The 17,328-nt window shown below is 63.9% G+C and carries 12 protein-coding genes; 7 read left to right on the top strand and 5 right to left on the bottom strand.

All coding sequences use genetic code 11. The features are described 5' to 3' along the window. Positions 1-151: 151 nt before the first annotated feature. Positions 152-1,456, bottom strand: coding sequence for a uracil-xanthine permease family protein (locus tag EK16_RS06980; protein WP_038035493.1), 1,305 nt, complete (start codon positions 1,454-1,456; stop codon positions 152-154). 295 nt (positions 1,457-1,751) lie between these two features. Here EK16_RS06980 and upp point away from each other — a divergent pair, with 295 nt between their 5' ends. From upp to ubiB, 3 genes are all read left to right on the top strand, one after another. Continuing rightward, a complete protein-coding gene (upp, locus tag EK16_RS06975; protein ID WP_038035491.1) occupies positions 1,752-2,384 on the top strand; it encodes a uracil phosphoribosyltransferase in 633 nt (210 codons plus the stop codon). 141 nt (positions 2,385-2,525) lie between these two features. Beyond that, the gene (locus EK16_RS06970) at positions 2,526-2,978 is read left to right on the top strand and encodes a Fur family transcriptional regulator (RefSeq protein ID WP_038035489.1); all 453 of its coding nucleotides are present in this window, start codon (positions 2,526-2,528) and stop codon (positions 2,976-2,978) included. Positions 2,979-2,987: 9 nt separating this feature from the next. Beyond that, entirely contained in the window at positions 2,988-4,535 is a 1,548-nt protein-coding gene (ubiB, locus tag EK16_RS06965; protein WP_038035486.1) for a 2-polyprenylphenol 6-hydroxylase, read from the top strand. A 63-nt stretch (positions 4,536-4,598) separates the two neighbouring features. Here the strand turns inward: ubiB and EK16_RS06960 are convergent, their stop codons facing one another. Further along, the gene (locus tag EK16_RS06960) at positions 4,599-5,045 is read right to left on the bottom strand and encodes an NfeD family protein (protein WP_038035485.1); all 447 of its coding nucleotides are present in this window, start codon (positions 5,043-5,045) and stop codon (positions 4,599-4,601) included. A gap of 130 nt (positions 5,046-5,175) precedes the next feature. Next, positions 5,176-6,180, bottom strand: a complete 1,005-nt coding sequence (locus EK16_RS06955) for an SPFH domain-containing protein (RefSeq protein WP_369793091.1) — start codon at positions 6,178-6,180, stop codon at positions 5,176-5,178. Between the two features lie 271 nt (positions 6,181-6,451). On the opposite strand from EK16_RS06955, the gene EK16_RS06950 reads away from it, so the two are divergent. From EK16_RS06950 to EK16_RS06940, 3 genes are all read left to right on the top strand, one after another. Next, entirely contained in the window at positions 6,452-8,326 is a 1,875-nt protein-coding gene (locus EK16_RS06950; protein ID WP_038035482.1) for a sensor histidine kinase, read from the top strand. A gap of 524 nt (positions 8,327-8,850) precedes the next feature. Then, positions 8,851-13,554 (top strand): glutamate synthase large subunit, encoded by a 4,704-nt coding sequence (gene gltB, locus EK16_RS06945; protein ID WP_081910336.1) that lies wholly within the window; start codon positions 8,851-8,853, stop codon positions 13,552-13,554. A 78-nt stretch (positions 13,555-13,632) separates the two neighbouring features. Beyond that, positions 13,633-15,063 (top strand): glutamate synthase subunit beta, encoded by a 1,431-nt coding sequence (locus EK16_RS06940; protein WP_038035480.1) that lies wholly within the window; start codon positions 13,633-13,635, stop codon positions 15,061-15,063. 225 nt (positions 15,064-15,288) lie between these two features. On the opposite strand, the gene EK16_RS06935 is transcribed toward EK16_RS06940, so the two are convergent. Both EK16_RS06935 and EK16_RS06930 read right to left on the bottom strand, forming a co-directional pair. Beyond that, on the bottom strand, positions 15,289-16,005 hold the full coding sequence (locus EK16_RS06935; RefSeq protein ID WP_051929039.1) for a rhomboid family intramembrane serine protease: 717 nt from the start codon (positions 16,003-16,005) through the stop codon (positions 15,289-15,291). Positions 16,006-16,033: 28 nt separating this feature from the next. Beyond that, the gene (locus EK16_RS06930; RefSeq protein ID WP_038035478.1) at positions 16,034-16,615 is read right to left on the bottom strand and encodes a cob(I)yrinic acid a,c-diamide adenosyltransferase; all 582 of its coding nucleotides are present in this window, start codon (positions 16,613-16,615) and stop codon (positions 16,034-16,036) included. 168 nt (positions 16,616-16,783) lie between these two features. Between EK16_RS06930 and thpR the strand changes: the two genes are divergently transcribed. Then, a complete protein-coding gene (thpR, locus tag EK16_RS06925) occupies positions 16,784-17,320 on the top strand; it encodes an RNA 2',3'-cyclic phosphodiesterase (RefSeq protein WP_038035477.1) in 537 nt (178 codons plus the stop codon). The last annotated feature ends 8 nt before the right edge of the window (positions 17,321-17,328 follow it).

Genomic DNA, 17,328 nt, shown 5'->3' with positions numbered 1-17,328 from the left:
CCAATCGCGTTCCGCAGGCAATGATTCCGCACCTGTTTCCTCATGCCGCGCCCACACTCTCCGGGGTGAAAAAGAACACCCGCGCCTGAAGATCTGGCGCGGGCGTCGTTTTCGGGATGGATGGCAGAGCCCTTTGGGCGCAAACGGGCGCTCAGGCCTCTCCCTTTTCTTCAAGTTCGGCCTTCACCTCGCTCCAGCGCCGCCGCCCGGGCAGCAGCAGATGCAGGGCCAGGCCGACCAGGGCGGCAAGGCCAATGCCCCCGAGGGCGAAGCTGCCCACCGAGAGCTTCAGATTGCCGATGCCGACCACGAGAATGAGCGCGACAATGGCGAGATTGCGCGGCTTGGTGAGATCCTCCTGTGCCCGCACCAGCGTGTTGATGCCAACCACGGTAATCGCGCCGAACAGCAGCATGAGAATGCCGCCCATCACCGGTGTCGGAATGGTTTGCAGCACCGCGCCCAGCTTGCCCACGAAGGAAAGCGCAATCGCCCACAGCGCCGCCCAGGTCATGATGGCGGGGTTGAAGGCCTTGGTCAGCGTCACTGCGCCTGTGACCTCCGAATAGGTGGTATTGGGCGGACCACCCAGAAGGGCCGCGGCCGAAGTGGCCAGACCATCGCCGAGCATGGTGTTTTCCACGCCGGGGTCCTTCAGATAGTCCTTGCCCGTCACGTTGCTGATGGCGATGATGTCGCCGAAATGCTCAATTGCCGGCGCCAGCGCCACCGGCAGCATGAACAGGATCGGCTCCAGGCGGAATTCCGGAAAGACGAAAGCGGGCACGGAGACGAGCGCCGCCTTGGAAATGGGCGAGAAGTCCACAAGATTGGCTATGCCTGCCTGGGTCATGATGATCGCCGCCACATAGCCCACCGCGGCACCGCCAAGAATGGGCACCACCCGCAACAGCCCCTTGCCCTTGATGGCGAGCAGCACCGTTGTGCCCAGAGAAATGGCCGCCAGGGCAATGGCCGGCCCCTGATCGAAGAGCTTGCCCGTGCCGTCGCCCGTCTTGCCCAGGGCGAGGTTGACCGCCACCGGCGCCAGGATGAGGCCGATGACCATGATGATCGGTCCTGTCAGCACCGGCGGCAGATAATGCTCAAGCCAGGCGCTGCCCTTGATCCGCACGAGAAAGCTGATCACCACATAGACCAGACCCGCCGCGGCCAGACCGCCAAGTGTTGCGGCCATGCCCCATTGCTCCTTGGCAGCGATGATCGGAGCGATGAAGGCAAAGGACGAGCCGAGAAAAACCGGCACCTTGCCGCGGGTGACGAGCTGAAAGATGAGCGTGCCAAGCCCGGCGGTAAACAGCGCCACGTTGGGATCCAGCCCTGTCAGCAGGGGCACGAGCACCAGCGCGCCGAAAGCGACGAACAGCATCTGCGCGCCGACGAACCACTGGCTGATGTGAAAGTGGTATTGCGGCGTCGACAAGTCGAGTTTCATGATCTCCTCCCCTCGTACCGCTCCCCCGGCGCCGGGCGCCTCCCTCTAGTCCGGGCGCGCTTGTCCGCGCCCGCCTTGCGCACCGGCGGCTTGCGGGCAGCCTATGCGGCGGCATTGAACGATGGCAAGCGGGCTTGCGGCGTTATCCAAAGAATTGGCCGGTTTTTCGCACCTGTGGACAAGCGATCCGGCGACACTGGCCCGGATGCCGCAATCGGCCCTATCTTCTGGGCACCCAGGATCATGGGCCGGGATGGACTTTCCGCCTCCCGGCCACAGCCCGAGGAGAACGGAGATGTCCGCCGAGGTGACCATCGTCGACCACCCGCTCATCCAGCACAAACTGACCCTGATGCGCGACAAGAACACGCCATCGGCCGTGTTCCGTCAGCTATTGCGCGAGATTTCGCTGCTTCTCGGCTATGAGGCCCTGCACGATCTGCCGCTCACCACCCGCCATATCGAAACGCCGCTGGCTCCGATGGATGCCCCCATCCTCAAGGGCAAGAAGCTGGTGCTCGTTTCCATCCTGCGCGCGGGCAATGGTCTGCTTGAGGGCATGCTGGATCTCGTCCCCTCCGCCCGTGTCGGCTTCATCGGCCTCTATCGCGATCCCGAAACTCTGCGCCCGGTGGAATATTACAAGAAGCTGCCGGAGGGCATGCCGGAGCGCACCTCCGTGGTTGTCGATCCCATGCTGGCCACGGGCAACTCCGTCTGTTTCGCCATTGACCGGCTGAAGGAAGCCGGCGCCCGCGACATTCGCTTCATGTGCCTGCTCGCCGCGCCGGAAGGCATCTCCAATCTGCAGAGCCGCCATCCCGATGTGCCCATTTTCACCGCCGCCGTGGATGAACGCCTCAATGATCACGGCTATATCGTGCCCGGCCTTGGCGATGCCGGCGATCGCATGTACGGCACCAAGTGAGCGCCCGGCCGGCGGCGGGCATCTCCGATCACTCGCACATCTGTTGTGCGCGGCGAAGCGGCGAATTGCCTTGTTTCTGCAAAGCTTCTAAAAACGGGTTCGAAAACGGGGGCCGGTCCCCGCTGGGAGCGAGAGGATGTCATGAACCGCATCGAGAAAGCCTGCCTCGAGAAAGGCATGCGGATGACCGAGCAGCGGCGCACCATTGCCCGCGTCATCGCCGAAGCCACCGATCACCCGGACGTGGAGGAGCTGCATCGCCGCGCAGCCGCCATTGATCCGCGCATTTCCATAGCCACCGTCTATCGCACCGTGAAGCTGTTCGAAGATGCCGGCATCCTCGAACGTCACGACTTCGGCGACGGGCGCGCCCGCTATGAGCCGGTCAGCGAGGAGCATCACGATCATCTCATCGATCTCAACACCGGCGAGGTGATCGAGTTCAGTTCTCCGGAAATCGAGGCGCTGCAGGAAAAGGTGGCGCGCGAGCTGGGCTACAAGCTCGTCGATCACCGTCTGGAGCTCTATGGCGTCAAGCTGAGCGAGGCGGAGAAGAAAACCGACGCGCCCAAATCATCAAGCGATGAGAGCTGACGGTCTCCCATGCTGCGTGCGCCGGGCCATATACTGCGGCTGGCGCGGGCCGGTCGCGTGCTGGCCCGTCACGAGGGCGTCATTCCTGAAAGCGAACTTGCCGAAGCGCCCCTGATCGCACGTCTGGCCGTGCGTCTGGCCCGCATTGGCGGCCGGCCGCGCGGCAAGGAGAAGGGCGGGCTGTCCCCACTTTCCGCCGCGCTTGCCGATCTCGGCCCCAGCTGGATCAAGCTCGGCCAGTTTCTGGCCACGCGTCCCGATATCGTCGGCATGGAGCGGGCGCTGGAGCTCACCGAGTTGCAGGATAAGCTGCCGCCCTTTCCCACCGAACAGGCGAAAGAAGAAGTCGCCCGCGAGCTGGGCCGTCCCGTTGAGGCCCTGTTTGCCGAATTCGGCCCGCCTGTCGCCGCCGCCTCCATCGCTCAGGTGCACAAGTGCCGCACCAGCGACGGGCGCGCGGTGGCGGTCAAGGTCCTGCGCCCGGGTGTGGAGCGCCGTTTCGCCCGTGATCTTGCCGATTTCTATTTCGCCGCCCGCCTCATTGAAAAATGGCACCACCCGTCGCGGCGCCTGAAGCCGGTGGAAGTGGTGCAGACCATGGAGCGCACCGTGCGCAACGAGATGGACCTGCGCATGGAGGCGGCCGCCCTTTCGGAAATGGCCGAGAACACCCGTGATGATCCGGGCTTTCGCCTGCCGCAGGTGGACTGGACGCGCACATCCCGCCGCGTGCTCACTACCGAGTGGATCGACGGCACGCCACTTTCCGATATCGAAGCCTTACAGCGGAAGGGGCATGATCTGGAGCGTCTCGCCGATACCGTCATTCAGTCCTTTCTGCGCCAGACCCTGCGCGACGGCTTCTTTCACGCCGACATGCACCAGGGCAATCTCTTCGTGGATGATGTCGGAAACCTCGTTGCCGTGGATCTTGGCATAACCGGCCGCCTCTCCCCCTTTGAGCGCCGGGTGTGGGCGGAAATTCTCTATTGCTTCATCACCCGCGATTATCGCCGCAATGCCGAGGTGCATTTCGAAGCCGGTTATGTGCCCTCGCACCATAACATCGACGAATTCGCCCAGGCCCTGCGCGCCATCGGCGAGCCCACGCTCGGCCGCCCTGCCGAGGAGGTTTCCATGGGCCAGCTCCTGGGCCAGCTGTTCAAGACCACGGAGCGCTTCGACATGGCCACCCAGCCGCAGCTGCTGCTCATGCAGAAGACCATGGTGGTGGTGGAAGGCGTTGCGCGCACGCTCAACCCGCGGCTGGATCTGTGGCGCTCCGCCGAGCCGGTGGTGCGGGAATGGATCGAGACCCACCTTGGCCCTGCCGGCCGCGCCGGACAGGCCGCGCGCGACGCCGCAGGCGCCGGCCGCGCTCTCTTGCGCCTGCCGGAGATGCTCGATCAGGGCGCTAAAGCGGCACAAGCCCTTGCCGACATGGCCCGCGCACAGGAAGAAGCCGCCCGCCGCGGCAGTGACTGGAAACAGGCCCTACCCCTGTGGATCGCCGCCGCCGCCCTCATCGCCATCGCCCTCGGCCTTTGGCTGACGTGAACGGCACAAACCGTGCCATCCGCGAAAAATCGCCTTTATGCCTTTATTCAGACTCGGCCATTCTCAGGCCGGTTCCACGCTCAGCGTCATGCGTTTTTCATCCACGCCCACGACCTTCACCCGCGTGCCCTTCGGCAGGTCAGGCCCGGTTACCCGCCAGAGCGTATCGCCGATCTTCACCTCGCCATGACCGTTCTGAATGGGGCGAGTAAGTGTCGTTACTTCTCCGATGAGAGAATACAGCCGCCGGTTCAGGTCCGGCCGGTCGGTTTCCTTGTTCAGTTCAAGGCCGATATAGGGCCGCACGCCAAAGACCAGCCCCACCGACAGAACGGCGAAGGCCAGGGCCTGAATCTGCCAGGACAGGCCGGGAATGAGCCAGTCGATCACACCGGTGAACAATGCGGCAAGCCCAAACCACATGAGAAAGATGCCGGGAATGATCACCTCGGCAATCAGCAGCAGCATTCCTAAGGAAAACCAGCCGTAGTTATCCAGAAACTCGGCCATGTTCTGTCCTCCGTTCCCGTCCCGGCGCGCGTGCACGTCACGCGTGGCTTCAGGCGGAAATGCCCTTCTCCTTCAGGCTTTCTCGGGTTTCGTGACTTCGAGGCAGCCTCTCCGCATCAATCCTGAAGGCTTATCGTCCTCCCGTGGGCGGAATGGGGCTGCCGCGGCCGGAGCGCGCCCCGCCGGCGGCCGGCGATGATGGTGTTTCTGCGGCCGCGCCCTCCTTGCCCAGCGCTTCCTTGGCGATTTCCGCAATGCCGGCCAGCGAACCGATCACGGAAGAGGCCTCCACCGGCATCATCAGCACCTTCTGATTCGGGGCCGCTGCCAGTTGTTCCAGCGCCTTCATGTAATTGTTGGCCACGAAATAGTTGATGGCGCGCACATCACCCTCGGCAATCGCCTGGCTCACCATGCGTGTGGCATTGGCCTCCGCCTCCGCCAGACGCTCCCGCGCCTCCGCTTCGCGATAGGCGGCCTCCCGCTCACCTTCCGCCTTCAGGATTTTCGCTTCCTTCTCGCCTTCCGCCTTCAGGATCTGCGACTGGCGCACGCCTTCCGCCTGCAGGATGGCCGCGCGCTTCTCACGCTCGGCGATCATCTGCTGCGCCATGGCATCCACGAGATCCTGCGGCGGCAGAATGTCCTTGATCTCAATGCGCGTCACCTTCACGCCCCAGGGGCCGGCCGCCTCGTCCACCACCGAAAGCACCCGTGCATTGATCTCGTCACGGTGGGAGAGGAGCTGATCGAGATCCATGGAACCGACCACCGTGCGGATATTGGTCATCACCAGATTCATCATCGCATATTCGAGGCGGTTCACCTCATAGGTGGCGCGGGCGGCATCGATGATCTGGAAAAAGGCCACGCCATCCACCTGCACCATGGCGTTGTCCTTGGTAATCACTTCCTGGCTCGGCACCTCCAGCACCTGCTCCATCATGTTCGCCTTGTTGGATATGCGGTCGAACCAGGGAATGATCACATGAAAGCCGGGCTGGAGGGTTTTCAGGTATTTTCCGAACCGCTCCACCGTATAATTGTAGCCCTGCGGCACGATCACGATGCCCTTGTAAAGCGTGATCAGGACCAAAAGCAGCAGAATGATGATGACGATGGATGCGCCCTGAATAACCATGCCTTCTCTCCCATCCGTCCTGATGCGGCAATACAGCCGCGATTCACTCCGAAAATAAAGGATCACCATCGAAAAGGCGAGAAAAAGGCCGTTCTGTCCTGATGCTTGCGCCCGGAAAGCAATGATAAACCCTGAAAGACGGAATCCTTCCGGGATTTCCCTTCCGTTAAGGCTTGCCGGTCTCTGCTTGGCGTGACGGGGGCGTAATGGAGCGCATTCCGGCCAAGGGCCGCATGAATGCGCGGGGAGGGAACGGAGGGCGACCATGGCCCCGATCGACCAGGACACCCGATCCGGACCGGCCGGATCCGCACGGCGGCTCAAGCCGCAAGAGACGGAACCTTCGCTGATCGATGGCAGAAGCGGCCTGCCAGATTCCGAACGACGCGCCCTGCGCATTCAGCAGGCGCAGTCGATCATGCGCATGACGCCCTGGAATTTGCTGCTCAATATCGCCGCTTCGCTGGTTCTGCTTTTTGTCGGACACAAGGCCCTGCCCGGGCGTATTCTCTTCATCTGGGTGGGCGTCAACATCCTGCTGTCCGTGCTCATTTTGCTGCACTGGCGCATGGCGGCCCGCCGCTGTGCATCCCGCGCCTGCGCGGCAGGATACGTGCGCGCCATTCTCATTCAGGGCATTCTGCTTGGCATCACCTGGGCCATGCCGCCCCTGCTGTTCCTGCATGTGAAGGATCCGGAGCTGTCCATCCTTGTCGTGGTGCTCACATTAGGCGCGTTCTCCCTCGGCGCCTTCCGGCTCTCGCAGGTGCCGGCGGCTGCCGCGTTCTACATCGCCCTGCCCACGGCCTCCCTCACCGTCTATGCCATCACCGGCCTGTCCGGCGCCGTCGGGGCCGCGGCCGCGCTTTTCTGCATCGGCTATGCCGCAGCGCTGATGCTCATGGTCATGCTGCGTTATCAGGATGCCGTCGCCATCATCCGCAATCAGGCCGAACTCAAACGCCAGCGCGATATCATCCGCCTGCTGCTGCATGAATTCGAGGAAAAGGCCAATGACTGGCTCTGGGAGGCCGATGCTGAGGGCCGGCTTACGCACGTAACCCCGCGCCTGGTGGAGCTCACGGGCCTGCCTGCCGAGCGCCTGCGTGGGCGTGCGCTCGCCGATGTTCTCGGTGCCGGAGAAAAGAGCGAGGCCTGGCGGACGTTCGAGAATGCACTGCGCCGCGGCGACAAGGTGGAAGGGCAGGTGCTGCCCGCCTGCATCCGTGGCCGGCGTCGCTGGTATCGGCTCTATGCCCGTCCCCTGAAGGACGCCAAGGGCCGTCTCATCGGTTTTCGCGGTGTTGCCAGTGATGTCACGGCCCAGGTGCTGAGCGAGCGCAAGCTGAAGCGCGAAAAGGAAGAGGCCCAGCGGGCCGCGCGTGCGCGCACGGATTTCCTTGCGCTCGTCTCGCATGAGCTGCGCACGCCGCTGAATGCCCTCATCGGATTCTCCGAGCTTCTGGAGAAGGAAAGCGCCGGGCCGCTTTCCGCCGAGTATCAGGAATATGCCCGCCACATCTCCGATGGCGCCCGTCAGCTCTCCCGCCTGATCAACGACATCCTCGATTACACCCGCTTCGAGCGCAAGAAGCTTCGCCTCATGGAGCAGGACGTGGAGCTGATCGACCTCGCCGAGATGGCCATGCGCCAGATCGCGCGCGATCCCCGCGCCAGCGGCCTTGATCTCAGGCTCGATGCCCCCGACGGCGAGCTGCTTGTGCGCGGCGATCCCGTGCGCCTGAAACAGGTACTGGACAACCTGCTGACCAACGCCGTGAAATTCACCGATGAAGGCGAAGTGCGCCTGCACATCGGCATCATGCCCGATGGCGGCGTGAAGGTCTCGGTCAGCGATACCGGCCCCGGCGTGGACATGGAGGAAGCCGAAAAGCTCTTCGAACCCTTCCGGCAGGCGGAAGGCACCCTGACTCGTCGCCATGACGGCATCGGCCTCGGCCTGCCCATTGCGCGCTCGCTCATTCGCCTGCACGGCGGAGATCTGTGGCTGGAGGAGGCCGAGGGCGGCGGCTGCAAGGCCGTGTTCACCCTGCCGCCGGAGCGCGTGCTCTCCCGCCCGGACGATCCCGCCGGCAAGACCCGGGAGGAGAAAGAACATCACCTCTCCCAGGCCGCTTGAGGACACAACGGTCCCATCGGCCGAAAGCGTGATCCCTTCCGTCCACATCATGAAAGCCCCCCTGCGGCCAATGGCGCAGGGCGGGCTTCTTGCCTCATATTGGTTAATCTGGCATAACCGCTGAAACTGGGACAGAATGGCTGTCCTATCTTGGCGGCGCGCGGCAGCAGGGGGTAGCCGGGACGGATAGACCGGACAGGCCGCGCATGCAGACATGGCGGACAAGGCTGCGATCAGGCGTCCGTCATGCGATGCCGTTGGATTGCCGGCCGATTTCGTCATGGGCCGGCCTGGGCAAGACGGCGGTCCCGGGCGGTTTTATCCCCAAAGGGACCGCATCGTCCGCGGGCATCGTCCCTGCCGCCAGCTTCCAGCCGAACGGCGCAACGCCCGCATCGGGGCGCACGCCGCGCCTGCTGACTCATGGCGCGGTGCGGGGAGAATGACCGCAACAAACGCGCATCACCGGCCGGAAGAAAAAACGAAGGGGCAGAGGGAAGTCAGGAGAAGCCGAAAGGAACGACATGAACACGCATCCGAAGGTCTTGCACGAAGCCCGTGATCTCCCGGGGCGCAAGCGGCAGGGGCTTTATGACCCCGCCAACGAGCACGATAACTGCGGCGTCGGCATGATCTGCCGCATTACCAACGAGAAGGATCACGGCATCATCGAGAAGGGCCTGGAGATCCTGCGCAATCTGGAGCATCGCGGTGCGGTGGGCGCCGACCCGGAGGCGGGCGACGGCTGCGGCATTCTCATTCAGCTGCCTGATGCCTTCTTCCGCAAGGAGGCGGAGAAGCTGGGCATTGCCCTTCCCGAGGAAGGCCAATATGGCATCGCTTTCCTGTTCCTGCCGCGCGATGAGGAAAAGCGCGCCGCGGTTGAGAAGCTGTGGGAGGAGGTAATCCCGCAGGAGGGGCTGACGATCCTGGGATGGCGCGACGTGCCCACCGATTCCTCCCAGCTCGGCTATTCGGTGAAAGACGGCGAGCCGGTGAGCCGGCAGATCTTCATCGGCGCCGGCGAGGGGATTGCCGATCAGGATCACTTCGAGCGCAAGCTGTATGTGGCGCGCAAGGTGGTGGAAAACCGCGCGCGGCAGGAGCTTAAGCTGTCGGAGGAGGAGTTTTACGTGCCCTCCTGCTCCTCGCGCACCATCACCTACAAGGCGCTGGTGCTGCCTGACCGGCTGGAGAAGTATTATCCGGATCTCGCCGATGAAACCATGGTCTCGGCGCTGGCGCTGGTGCATCAGCGCTTCTCCACCAACACCTTCCCGTCGTTCCCGCTGGCCCAGCCGTTCCGCTTCATCTGCCACAACGGCGAGATCAACACCCTGCGCGGCAACATCAACTGGATGGCGGCGCGGCGCATGGCCATGAAGTCCGACGTGCTGGGCGAGGATCTGGAGAAGCTCTGGCCCATACACTACGAGGGCCAGTCGGACTCGGCCTGCTTCGACGCGGCGCTGGAGCTTCTGTATCACGGTGGCTACTCGCTGCCCTACGCCATGATGCTGATGATCCCGGAGGCGTGGGAAGGGCATCCGCTCATGGACGAGGAGCGCCGCGCCTTCTACGAGTATCACGCCGCCATCATGGAGCCGTGGGACGGCCCGGCGGCCATCGCGTTCACGGATGGCCGCGTCATCGGTGCCACGCTTGATCGCAACGGCCTGCGTCCTGCACGCTACTTCGTGACCAAGGACAACTACCTTGTCCTTGCCTCGGAGATGGGCGTGCTTCAGGTGCCGGAAGAGAACATCGTGGAGAAGTGGCGCCTGCAGCCGGGCAAGATGCTGCTCGTTGATCTGGAGCAGGGCCGCATCATTCCCGACGAGGAGATCAAGAAGCAGTTGGCCACCCGCCGCCCGTGGAAGAAGCTTTTGGAGCAGGGGCAGTTCAAGCTCAAGGAGCTGCCGGAGGTGGGCCAGTCCGCGCCGAAGACCAATGTCTCGCTGCTCGATCGCCAGCAGGCCTTCGGCTACACGCAGGAAGACATCCGCATGATCATGGCGCCCATGGCCAACACCGGCCAGGAGGCCGTCGGCTCCATGGGCACGGACACGCCGCTGCCGGCGCTCTCCGACAAGCCGCGGCTGCTATATGACTACTTCCACCAGCTCTTCGCGCAGGTGACCAACCCGCCCATCGACCCCATCCGCGAGGAGTCGGTGATGAGCCTCGTTTCCTTCATTGGTCCGCGGCCGAACCTGCTGGGGCTCAATGACGAGACGGTGCTGAAGCGGCTGGAGGTCTCCCAGCCCATCATCTCCAACAAGGGGCTGGAGAAGATCCGCGGTATCGGCGACATCTCCGACAACCAGTTCCGCACCATCACGCTGGACATCACCTATAACGTGGAGCGCGGGCCGGAGCACATGGAGGCGGCGCTCACCGACATCTGCGCACAGGCCGAGAAGGCCGTGCATGACGGTTACAACATCATCATCCTCTCCGACCGCCTCGTTGGGCCGGATCGTGTGCCCATCCCGGCGCTGCTCGCCACCTCCGCCGTGCACCATCACCTCATCCGCAAGGGGCTCAGGACGTCCGTCGGCCTGGTGGTGGAAACGGGCGAGGCGCGCGAGGTGCATCATTTCTGCACGCTTGCCGGCTATGGCGCGGAGGCCATCAACCCCTATCTCGCCTTTGAAACGCTGGAGCATCTCCGGCCCTATCTGGCCGAGGACATATCGGCGGAGGAGGCCGTACACCGCTACGTCAAGGCGGCGGACAAGGGCATTCTGAAGGTGATGTCCAAGATGGGCATCTCCACCTACATGTCCTATTGCGGCGCGCAGATTTTCGACGCCGTGGGTCTGAACTCCGAATTCGTGGAGAAGTATTTCGCCGGCACCAACACCGCCGTGGAGGGCGTGGGCATTCGCGAGATCGCCGAGGAGACCTTCCGCCGGCACATGCTGGCCTTTTCTGATGCGCCGGTGCTGGAAAACCTGCTGGACGTGGGCGGGCATTATCACCAGCGCGTGCGCGGCGAGCGGCACGTGTGGTCTTCAACCGCCATCGCCAACATGCAGCACGCCGTGCGCGGCAATATTCCGGAGAAGTATCGGGCTTTCGCTGAAGAGATCAACAAGCAGGGCCGTGAGGCCTGCACGTTGCGCGGCCTGTTCCGCATCAGAACCGCGGAGGAAATGGGCCGCAAGCCGGTGCCCATCGAGGAGGTGGAGCCGGCCGAGGAGATCGTGAAGCGCTTCTCCACCGGAGCCATGTCCTTCGGCTCCATCTCGCGCGAGGCGCATACCACGCTGGCGATCGCCATGAACCGCATCGGCGGCAAGTCCAACACCGGCGAGGGCGGCGAGGAGCCGGACCGCTTCAAGCCGTTGCCCAACGGCGATTCCATGCGCTCGGCCATCAAGCAGGTGGCCTCCGGCCGCTTCGGCGTCACCACCGAGTATCTGGTCAATTCCGACGTCATCCAGATCAAGATGGCCCAGGGCGCCAAGCCCGGCGAGGGCGGCCAGCTGCCCGGCCACAAGGTGGACGCGGTGATCGCCAAGGTGCGTCACTCCACACCAGGCGTGGGCCTTATCTCGCCGCCGCCGCACCATGACATTTATTCCATCGAGGACCTGGCGCAGCTCATCTTCGACCTGAAGAACGTCAACCCCAGGGCCGACATCTCGGTGAAGCTGGTGGCGGAAGTGGGCGTGGGCACCGTCGCCGCTGGCGTGTCCAAGGCGCGCGCCGATCACGTGACCATCGCCGGCTGGGACGGCGGCACCGGCGCCTCGCCGCTCACGTCCATCAAGCACGCCGGAAGCCCATGGGAAATCGGCCTTGCCGAAACCCAGCAGACGCTGGTGCGCAACCGGCTGCGCGGGCGCATCGCCGTGCAGGTGGACGGGGGCTTACGCACCGGGCGCGACGTGGTGGTCGGCGCGCTGCTGGGCGCGGATGAATTCGGCTTCGCCACCGCGCCGCTGATCGCCATGGGCTGCCTGATGATGCGCAAGTGCCATCTCAACACCTGCCCGGTGGGCATCGCCACGCAGCACCCGGAGCTGCGCCGGCGGTTCAAGGGCGCGCCGGAGCACGTCATCAACTACTTCTTCTTCGTGGCCGAGGAGGTGCGTGAATACATGGCCATGATGGGTTTCCGCACCTTCGACGAGATGATCGGCCAGACGGAGTTCCTCGACAAGGAAGAGGCGCTGGAGCACTGGAAGGCCAAGGGACTGGACTTCACCCGCCTGTTCGAGAAGCCGGACGTGCCCGACGACGTGGCCATCTATCACTGCGAGGAGCAGAAGCACCCGATCGACAACGTGCTTGATCGCAAGCTCATCGAGATCGCCCAGCCGGCGCTGGAGAAGGGCGAGCCGGTGCGGGCCGAAATCGCGGTGAAGAACACCGACCGCACCATCGGCGCCATGCTTTCCGGCGAGGTGGCCAAGCGCTACGGCCACGCCGGCCTTCCGGATGACACCATTCACTTCTCCATGCGCGGCACCGCCGGGCAGAGCTTTGGCGCCTGGCTGGCGAAAGGCATCACACTCGATCTCGTGGGCGATGCCAATGACTATGTGGGCAAGGGCCTCTCCGGTGGCCGCATCATCGTGCGCCCGCCGGAGAAGTCGGGCATCGATCCGGAGAAGAGCATCATCGTCGGTAACACGGTGCTCTATGGCGCCATCTGCGGTGAGGTCTATTTCCGCGGCATCGCAGGCGAGCGCTTCGCCGTGCGCAACTCCGGCGCCGTGGCCGTGGTGGAGGGCGTGGGCGATCACGGCTGCGAATACATGACCGGCGGCTGCGTCGTCGTCATCGGCCCCACGGGGCGCAACTTCGCCGCGGGCATGTCCGGCGGCATCGCCTACGTGCTGGACGAGGAGGGCGACTTCGAGCGCCGCTGCAACCTCGCCATGGTCGATCTGGAGCCGATCCCGGCCGAGGACGAGGCGGCGGAGGACGTGCTGCGCCGCGGCGAGATGGAGACGCACGGGCTGGTGGACGTGCTGCACGAGATGGACAAGCACGACGCCCAGCGCCTGCGCATCCTGCTGGAGAACCACAAGCGCTACACCAACTCGCCGAAGGCGGCGCACATCCTGGAGCACTGGGATGAGTATCTGCCGAAATTCGTGAAGGTGATGCCGGTGGAATATCGCCGGGCGCTCAAAGAACTGGCCGAGAAACAGGCCCGGGAAGGCGACCTGGAGAAGGAAATCGGCGTTGCCCCGTCACCGGCGGCGGAGTGATCTCAAACAAACGAAAACAATCAAAGGCCGGCGCGCGAAAGCAGCGCGCATGCCGGCGGGAGCAGACAGGGCTGAACCATGGGCAAGGTTACAGGGTTTCTGGAAATTCCGCGGCGCGACCGCGGCTATCAGCCGGTGGATGAGCGCATCCGCCACTGGGATGAGTTCGTCATTCCGCTGTCCGACGAGGAGCTGAAACAGCAGGCGGCGCGCTGCATGGACTGCGGCATTCCCTACTGCCACAACGGCTGCCCCATCAACAACCAGATCCCGGACTGGAACGACCTGACCTATCGCGGGGACTGGAAGACGGCCATCGAAAACCTGCACACCACGAATAACTTTCCCGACATCACCGGGCGCGTCTGCCCAGCGCCATGCGAGGCCGCCTGCACGCTCTATCTCGAGGACATTCCCGTCACCATCAAGACGGTGGAATGCCAGCTGGCCGATCATGCCTGGGAGCAGGGCTGGATTGTGCCGAAGCCCCCGGCGAAGAAAACCGGCAAGCGCGTGGCCATCGTCGGCTCCGGCCCGGCGGGGCTGGCCGCGGCCCAGCAGCTGGCGCGGGTGGGTCACGAGGTGCACGTCTACGAGAAGAACAAGTATCCCGGTGGTTTGCTGCGCTATGGCATTCCGGATTTCAAGCTGAACAAGAAAATCGTGGAGCGCCGCGTGCAGCAGATGGAAAAGGAAGGCGTGACCTTCCACACCGGCGTGCACGTGGGCGTGGATTTGTCCATCAAAAGCCTGCTTGATGAATTCGATGCCGTGCTCATGGCCGGCGGTTCGGAAAAACCGCGCGACCTGCCCATTCCGGGGCGCGATTTGCATGGCATCCATTTCGCCATGGAATTCCTCACCCAGGCCAATCGCCGCGTCTCTGGCGAGGGCCTGCGCGAAGGCGAGGAGCCGATCACGGCCGAGGGCAAGCACGTGCTGGTCATCGGCGGCGGCGACACAGGCTCGGACTGTGTGGGCACCTCCATCCGCCAGGGGGCGCTGTCGGTGACGCAGGTGGAAATTCTCCCGAAGCCGCCGGAGCGCGAAGACAAGCTGCTGACCTGGCCCAACTGGCCGCGGAAACTCCGCATCTCCACCTCGCAGGAGGAGGGCGCGGAGCTGATGTGGTCGGTGCGCACGGAGGAGTTCCTGGGCGACGAAGAGGGCCGGGTGCGCGCCGCGCGTATGGTCAAGGTGGATGAGAAGCTGCAGCCCATCGAGGGCACGGACTTCGAGCTCAAGGCCGATCTCGTGCTGCTTGCCATGGGCTTTGTGCACCCCGTGCACGAGGGCATGATCGAAGAGCTTGGCGATGCCCTGGAATTGGATGAGCGCGGCAACGTGAAGGCCGATGAAATCACCTATCAGACCTCCGTGCCGAAGCTTTACGTGGCCGGAGACATGCGGCGCGGTCAGTCACTGGTGGTCTGGGCCATCCGCGAAGGCAGGCGGGCAGCCGCCGCCATCGATGAAGCGCTCATGGGCGAAACCCTGCTGCCGCGCTGATAAACATCATAACGCGATAAAAAACCATCGCCCCGCCGGTTTCTTGTGCCTGCGGGGCCTTTTGCGTGGTCGCCTCCATCTACACTCGTCATACCGTAGATCAGCCGGTATCTAAGGACACAAACGCATGAGTTTGCGGCACGAGACCTAAGGCTTTCGCCGGGGTGACGAGATAAATGGCATTGGCGTGTCGTGTAATGTGGTTCGCCTCAAAGAAATTTGCATTCATCCTTGCGCGCGCCCGGTCTTCTCCGCCCGTTGCAGCCGTGCCGTCAGCCAGGGGCGGAACAGCATCGTGAGGACAAAACCGGTGACAAAGCCGCCGATATGCCCCCACCAGGCGATGTTCTGCCCGGTGCTGCCGCCAATGAGCACGGAGAACACCTGAAACCCGATCCAGCCGCCTAAGGCCCAGGCAGCGGAGATGCGCAAGGGAATGCGCATGAACAACAAGACCCACACCCGCGATTTCGGATAGAGCAACATGTAACTGGCCAATACGCCGGCCACTGCGCCCGAGGCCCCGATCATCGGCAGTTGCGATTCCGGCACCATCAGCGTGTGCAGAAGCGCCGCGGCGATGCCGCAGAGAAGATAAAAGGCGAAAAAACCGAGATGCCCGAACCCGTCTTCCACATTGTCGGCGAATACCCACAGAAAGGCCATGTTGCCGATCAGATGCAGCCAGCCGCCATGCAGGAACATGTAGGTCATGAGCGTTAAAAACCCGGGAATGACCACCAGGGCGGGATCGAGCACGGCCTGATGGGAGATCACCGCCGGAATTGCCCCGAAGGAGAGGGCCACGGCCTGCGCCTCCCGCTCCGCCAGCCCGTAGCGGGTCCAGAGAAAAATCGCCACGTTGATCAGCACGAGGCTCAAGGTCACCACCTGATAGCGGATGACCCGGATCCGCACGGAATCATGCAGCGGCAGGAACATGTCCCTTGCTCCCCGAGCCCGTAACGCCTCACATCTCCCGCTTGCGCCCCTCGCCGGGCACCCACAGCACGTCTCCGCCCGCATCTTTCGCCGCATGCCGCGCGGCCACGAACAGATAATCCGACAGGCGGTTGACATAGGCCAGCGCATCGCTGCCGACGCTGCCCGGTTCCGCCGCCGCCAGCTTGACCAGACTGCGCTCCGCCCGCCGGCAGATGGCGCGGGCCAGATGCAGATGCGCCGCAAGCGGCCCGCCTCCCGGCAACACAAAGGAGCGCAGCGGCTCAAGATCGGCATTCAGCGCATCGATACGCGATTCCAGCCAGGCCACCTGCGCCGCCACGATCTTCAGGCCGCCCTCGTTTTCCGCCTGCGGGGTGGCCACCTCGGCGCCAAGATCAAACAGATCATTCTGAATCAGCGACAGATCGGCATCGATGATCGCATGCGCCTCGGCATATGTGCGCGCAACGCCCAAGGCGGCATTGGTCTCGTCCACATCCCCGATGGCCATAAACCGCGGATCATCCTTGCGCCGCCGTGAACCGTCGGCCAGGCCGCTTTCTCCGGCATCGCCCGTTCGTGTATAGATGCGATTGAGCTTGACCATGCCGCCATTCCCCGCTGATCACTCAGGATACTTGATCAAACCGCCGGTCTCTCTCCGGTCAGTGATCCGCCCTTTGACTGGACTTGCCGGGCATCACACGGCAATTCTACATCACCGCTGCGGATTGTGAACGACCCGCACCGTTTCAGGGGATTTCAGGAGGCTGTCATGCCACGCTTGTTCACGGGGCTGGAAATACCGGAAACCATCGCCGAACGCCTGAACATGCTCAAGGGCGGCGTGCCCGGCGCCCGCTGGATCGAGCCGGCGGACTATCATGTCACCTTGCGCTTCATCGGAGACGTTGATGACGCCACCGCCCGCGAGATCGAGGAGCGGCTTTCAACCATCCATCAGCCGCCTTTTTCCATCCGTCTTTCCGGTCTGGACTGGTTTGGCGGCCGCAAGCCCCATTCCATTCATGCCCTTGTTGAGCCGAATGAGGCCCTAAGCCGCCTGCAGGCCGCCCACGAACGCGCCTGTCAGGCCGCGGGCTTGCCGGCCGAGGGCCGCCGCTTCATCCCGCATGTCACGCTGGCGCGCTGCCGCGGCGCCTCTCTGCCCGCCGTGCGCTCCTTTGTGCAGGCCCATGGCCTGTTCGCCACCGAGCCGTTTCCGGTCTCGCGCTTCGTGCTCTTTTCCGCCCGCCCCTCACGCGGCGGCGGCCCCTATCTGGTGGAACGCGCCTGGCCCCTGCAGGCCTGAGCCATGAC

The sequence above is a fragment of the Thermopetrobacter sp. TC1 genome, from assembly GCF_000746275.1.
Lineage (GTDB): Bacteria > Pseudomonadota > Alphaproteobacteria > Rhizobiales > Aestuariivirgaceae > Thermopetrobacter.
Note: the sequence above shows the minus strand (reverse complement) of the source record. Positions and strands in the feature narration are given on the sequence as shown.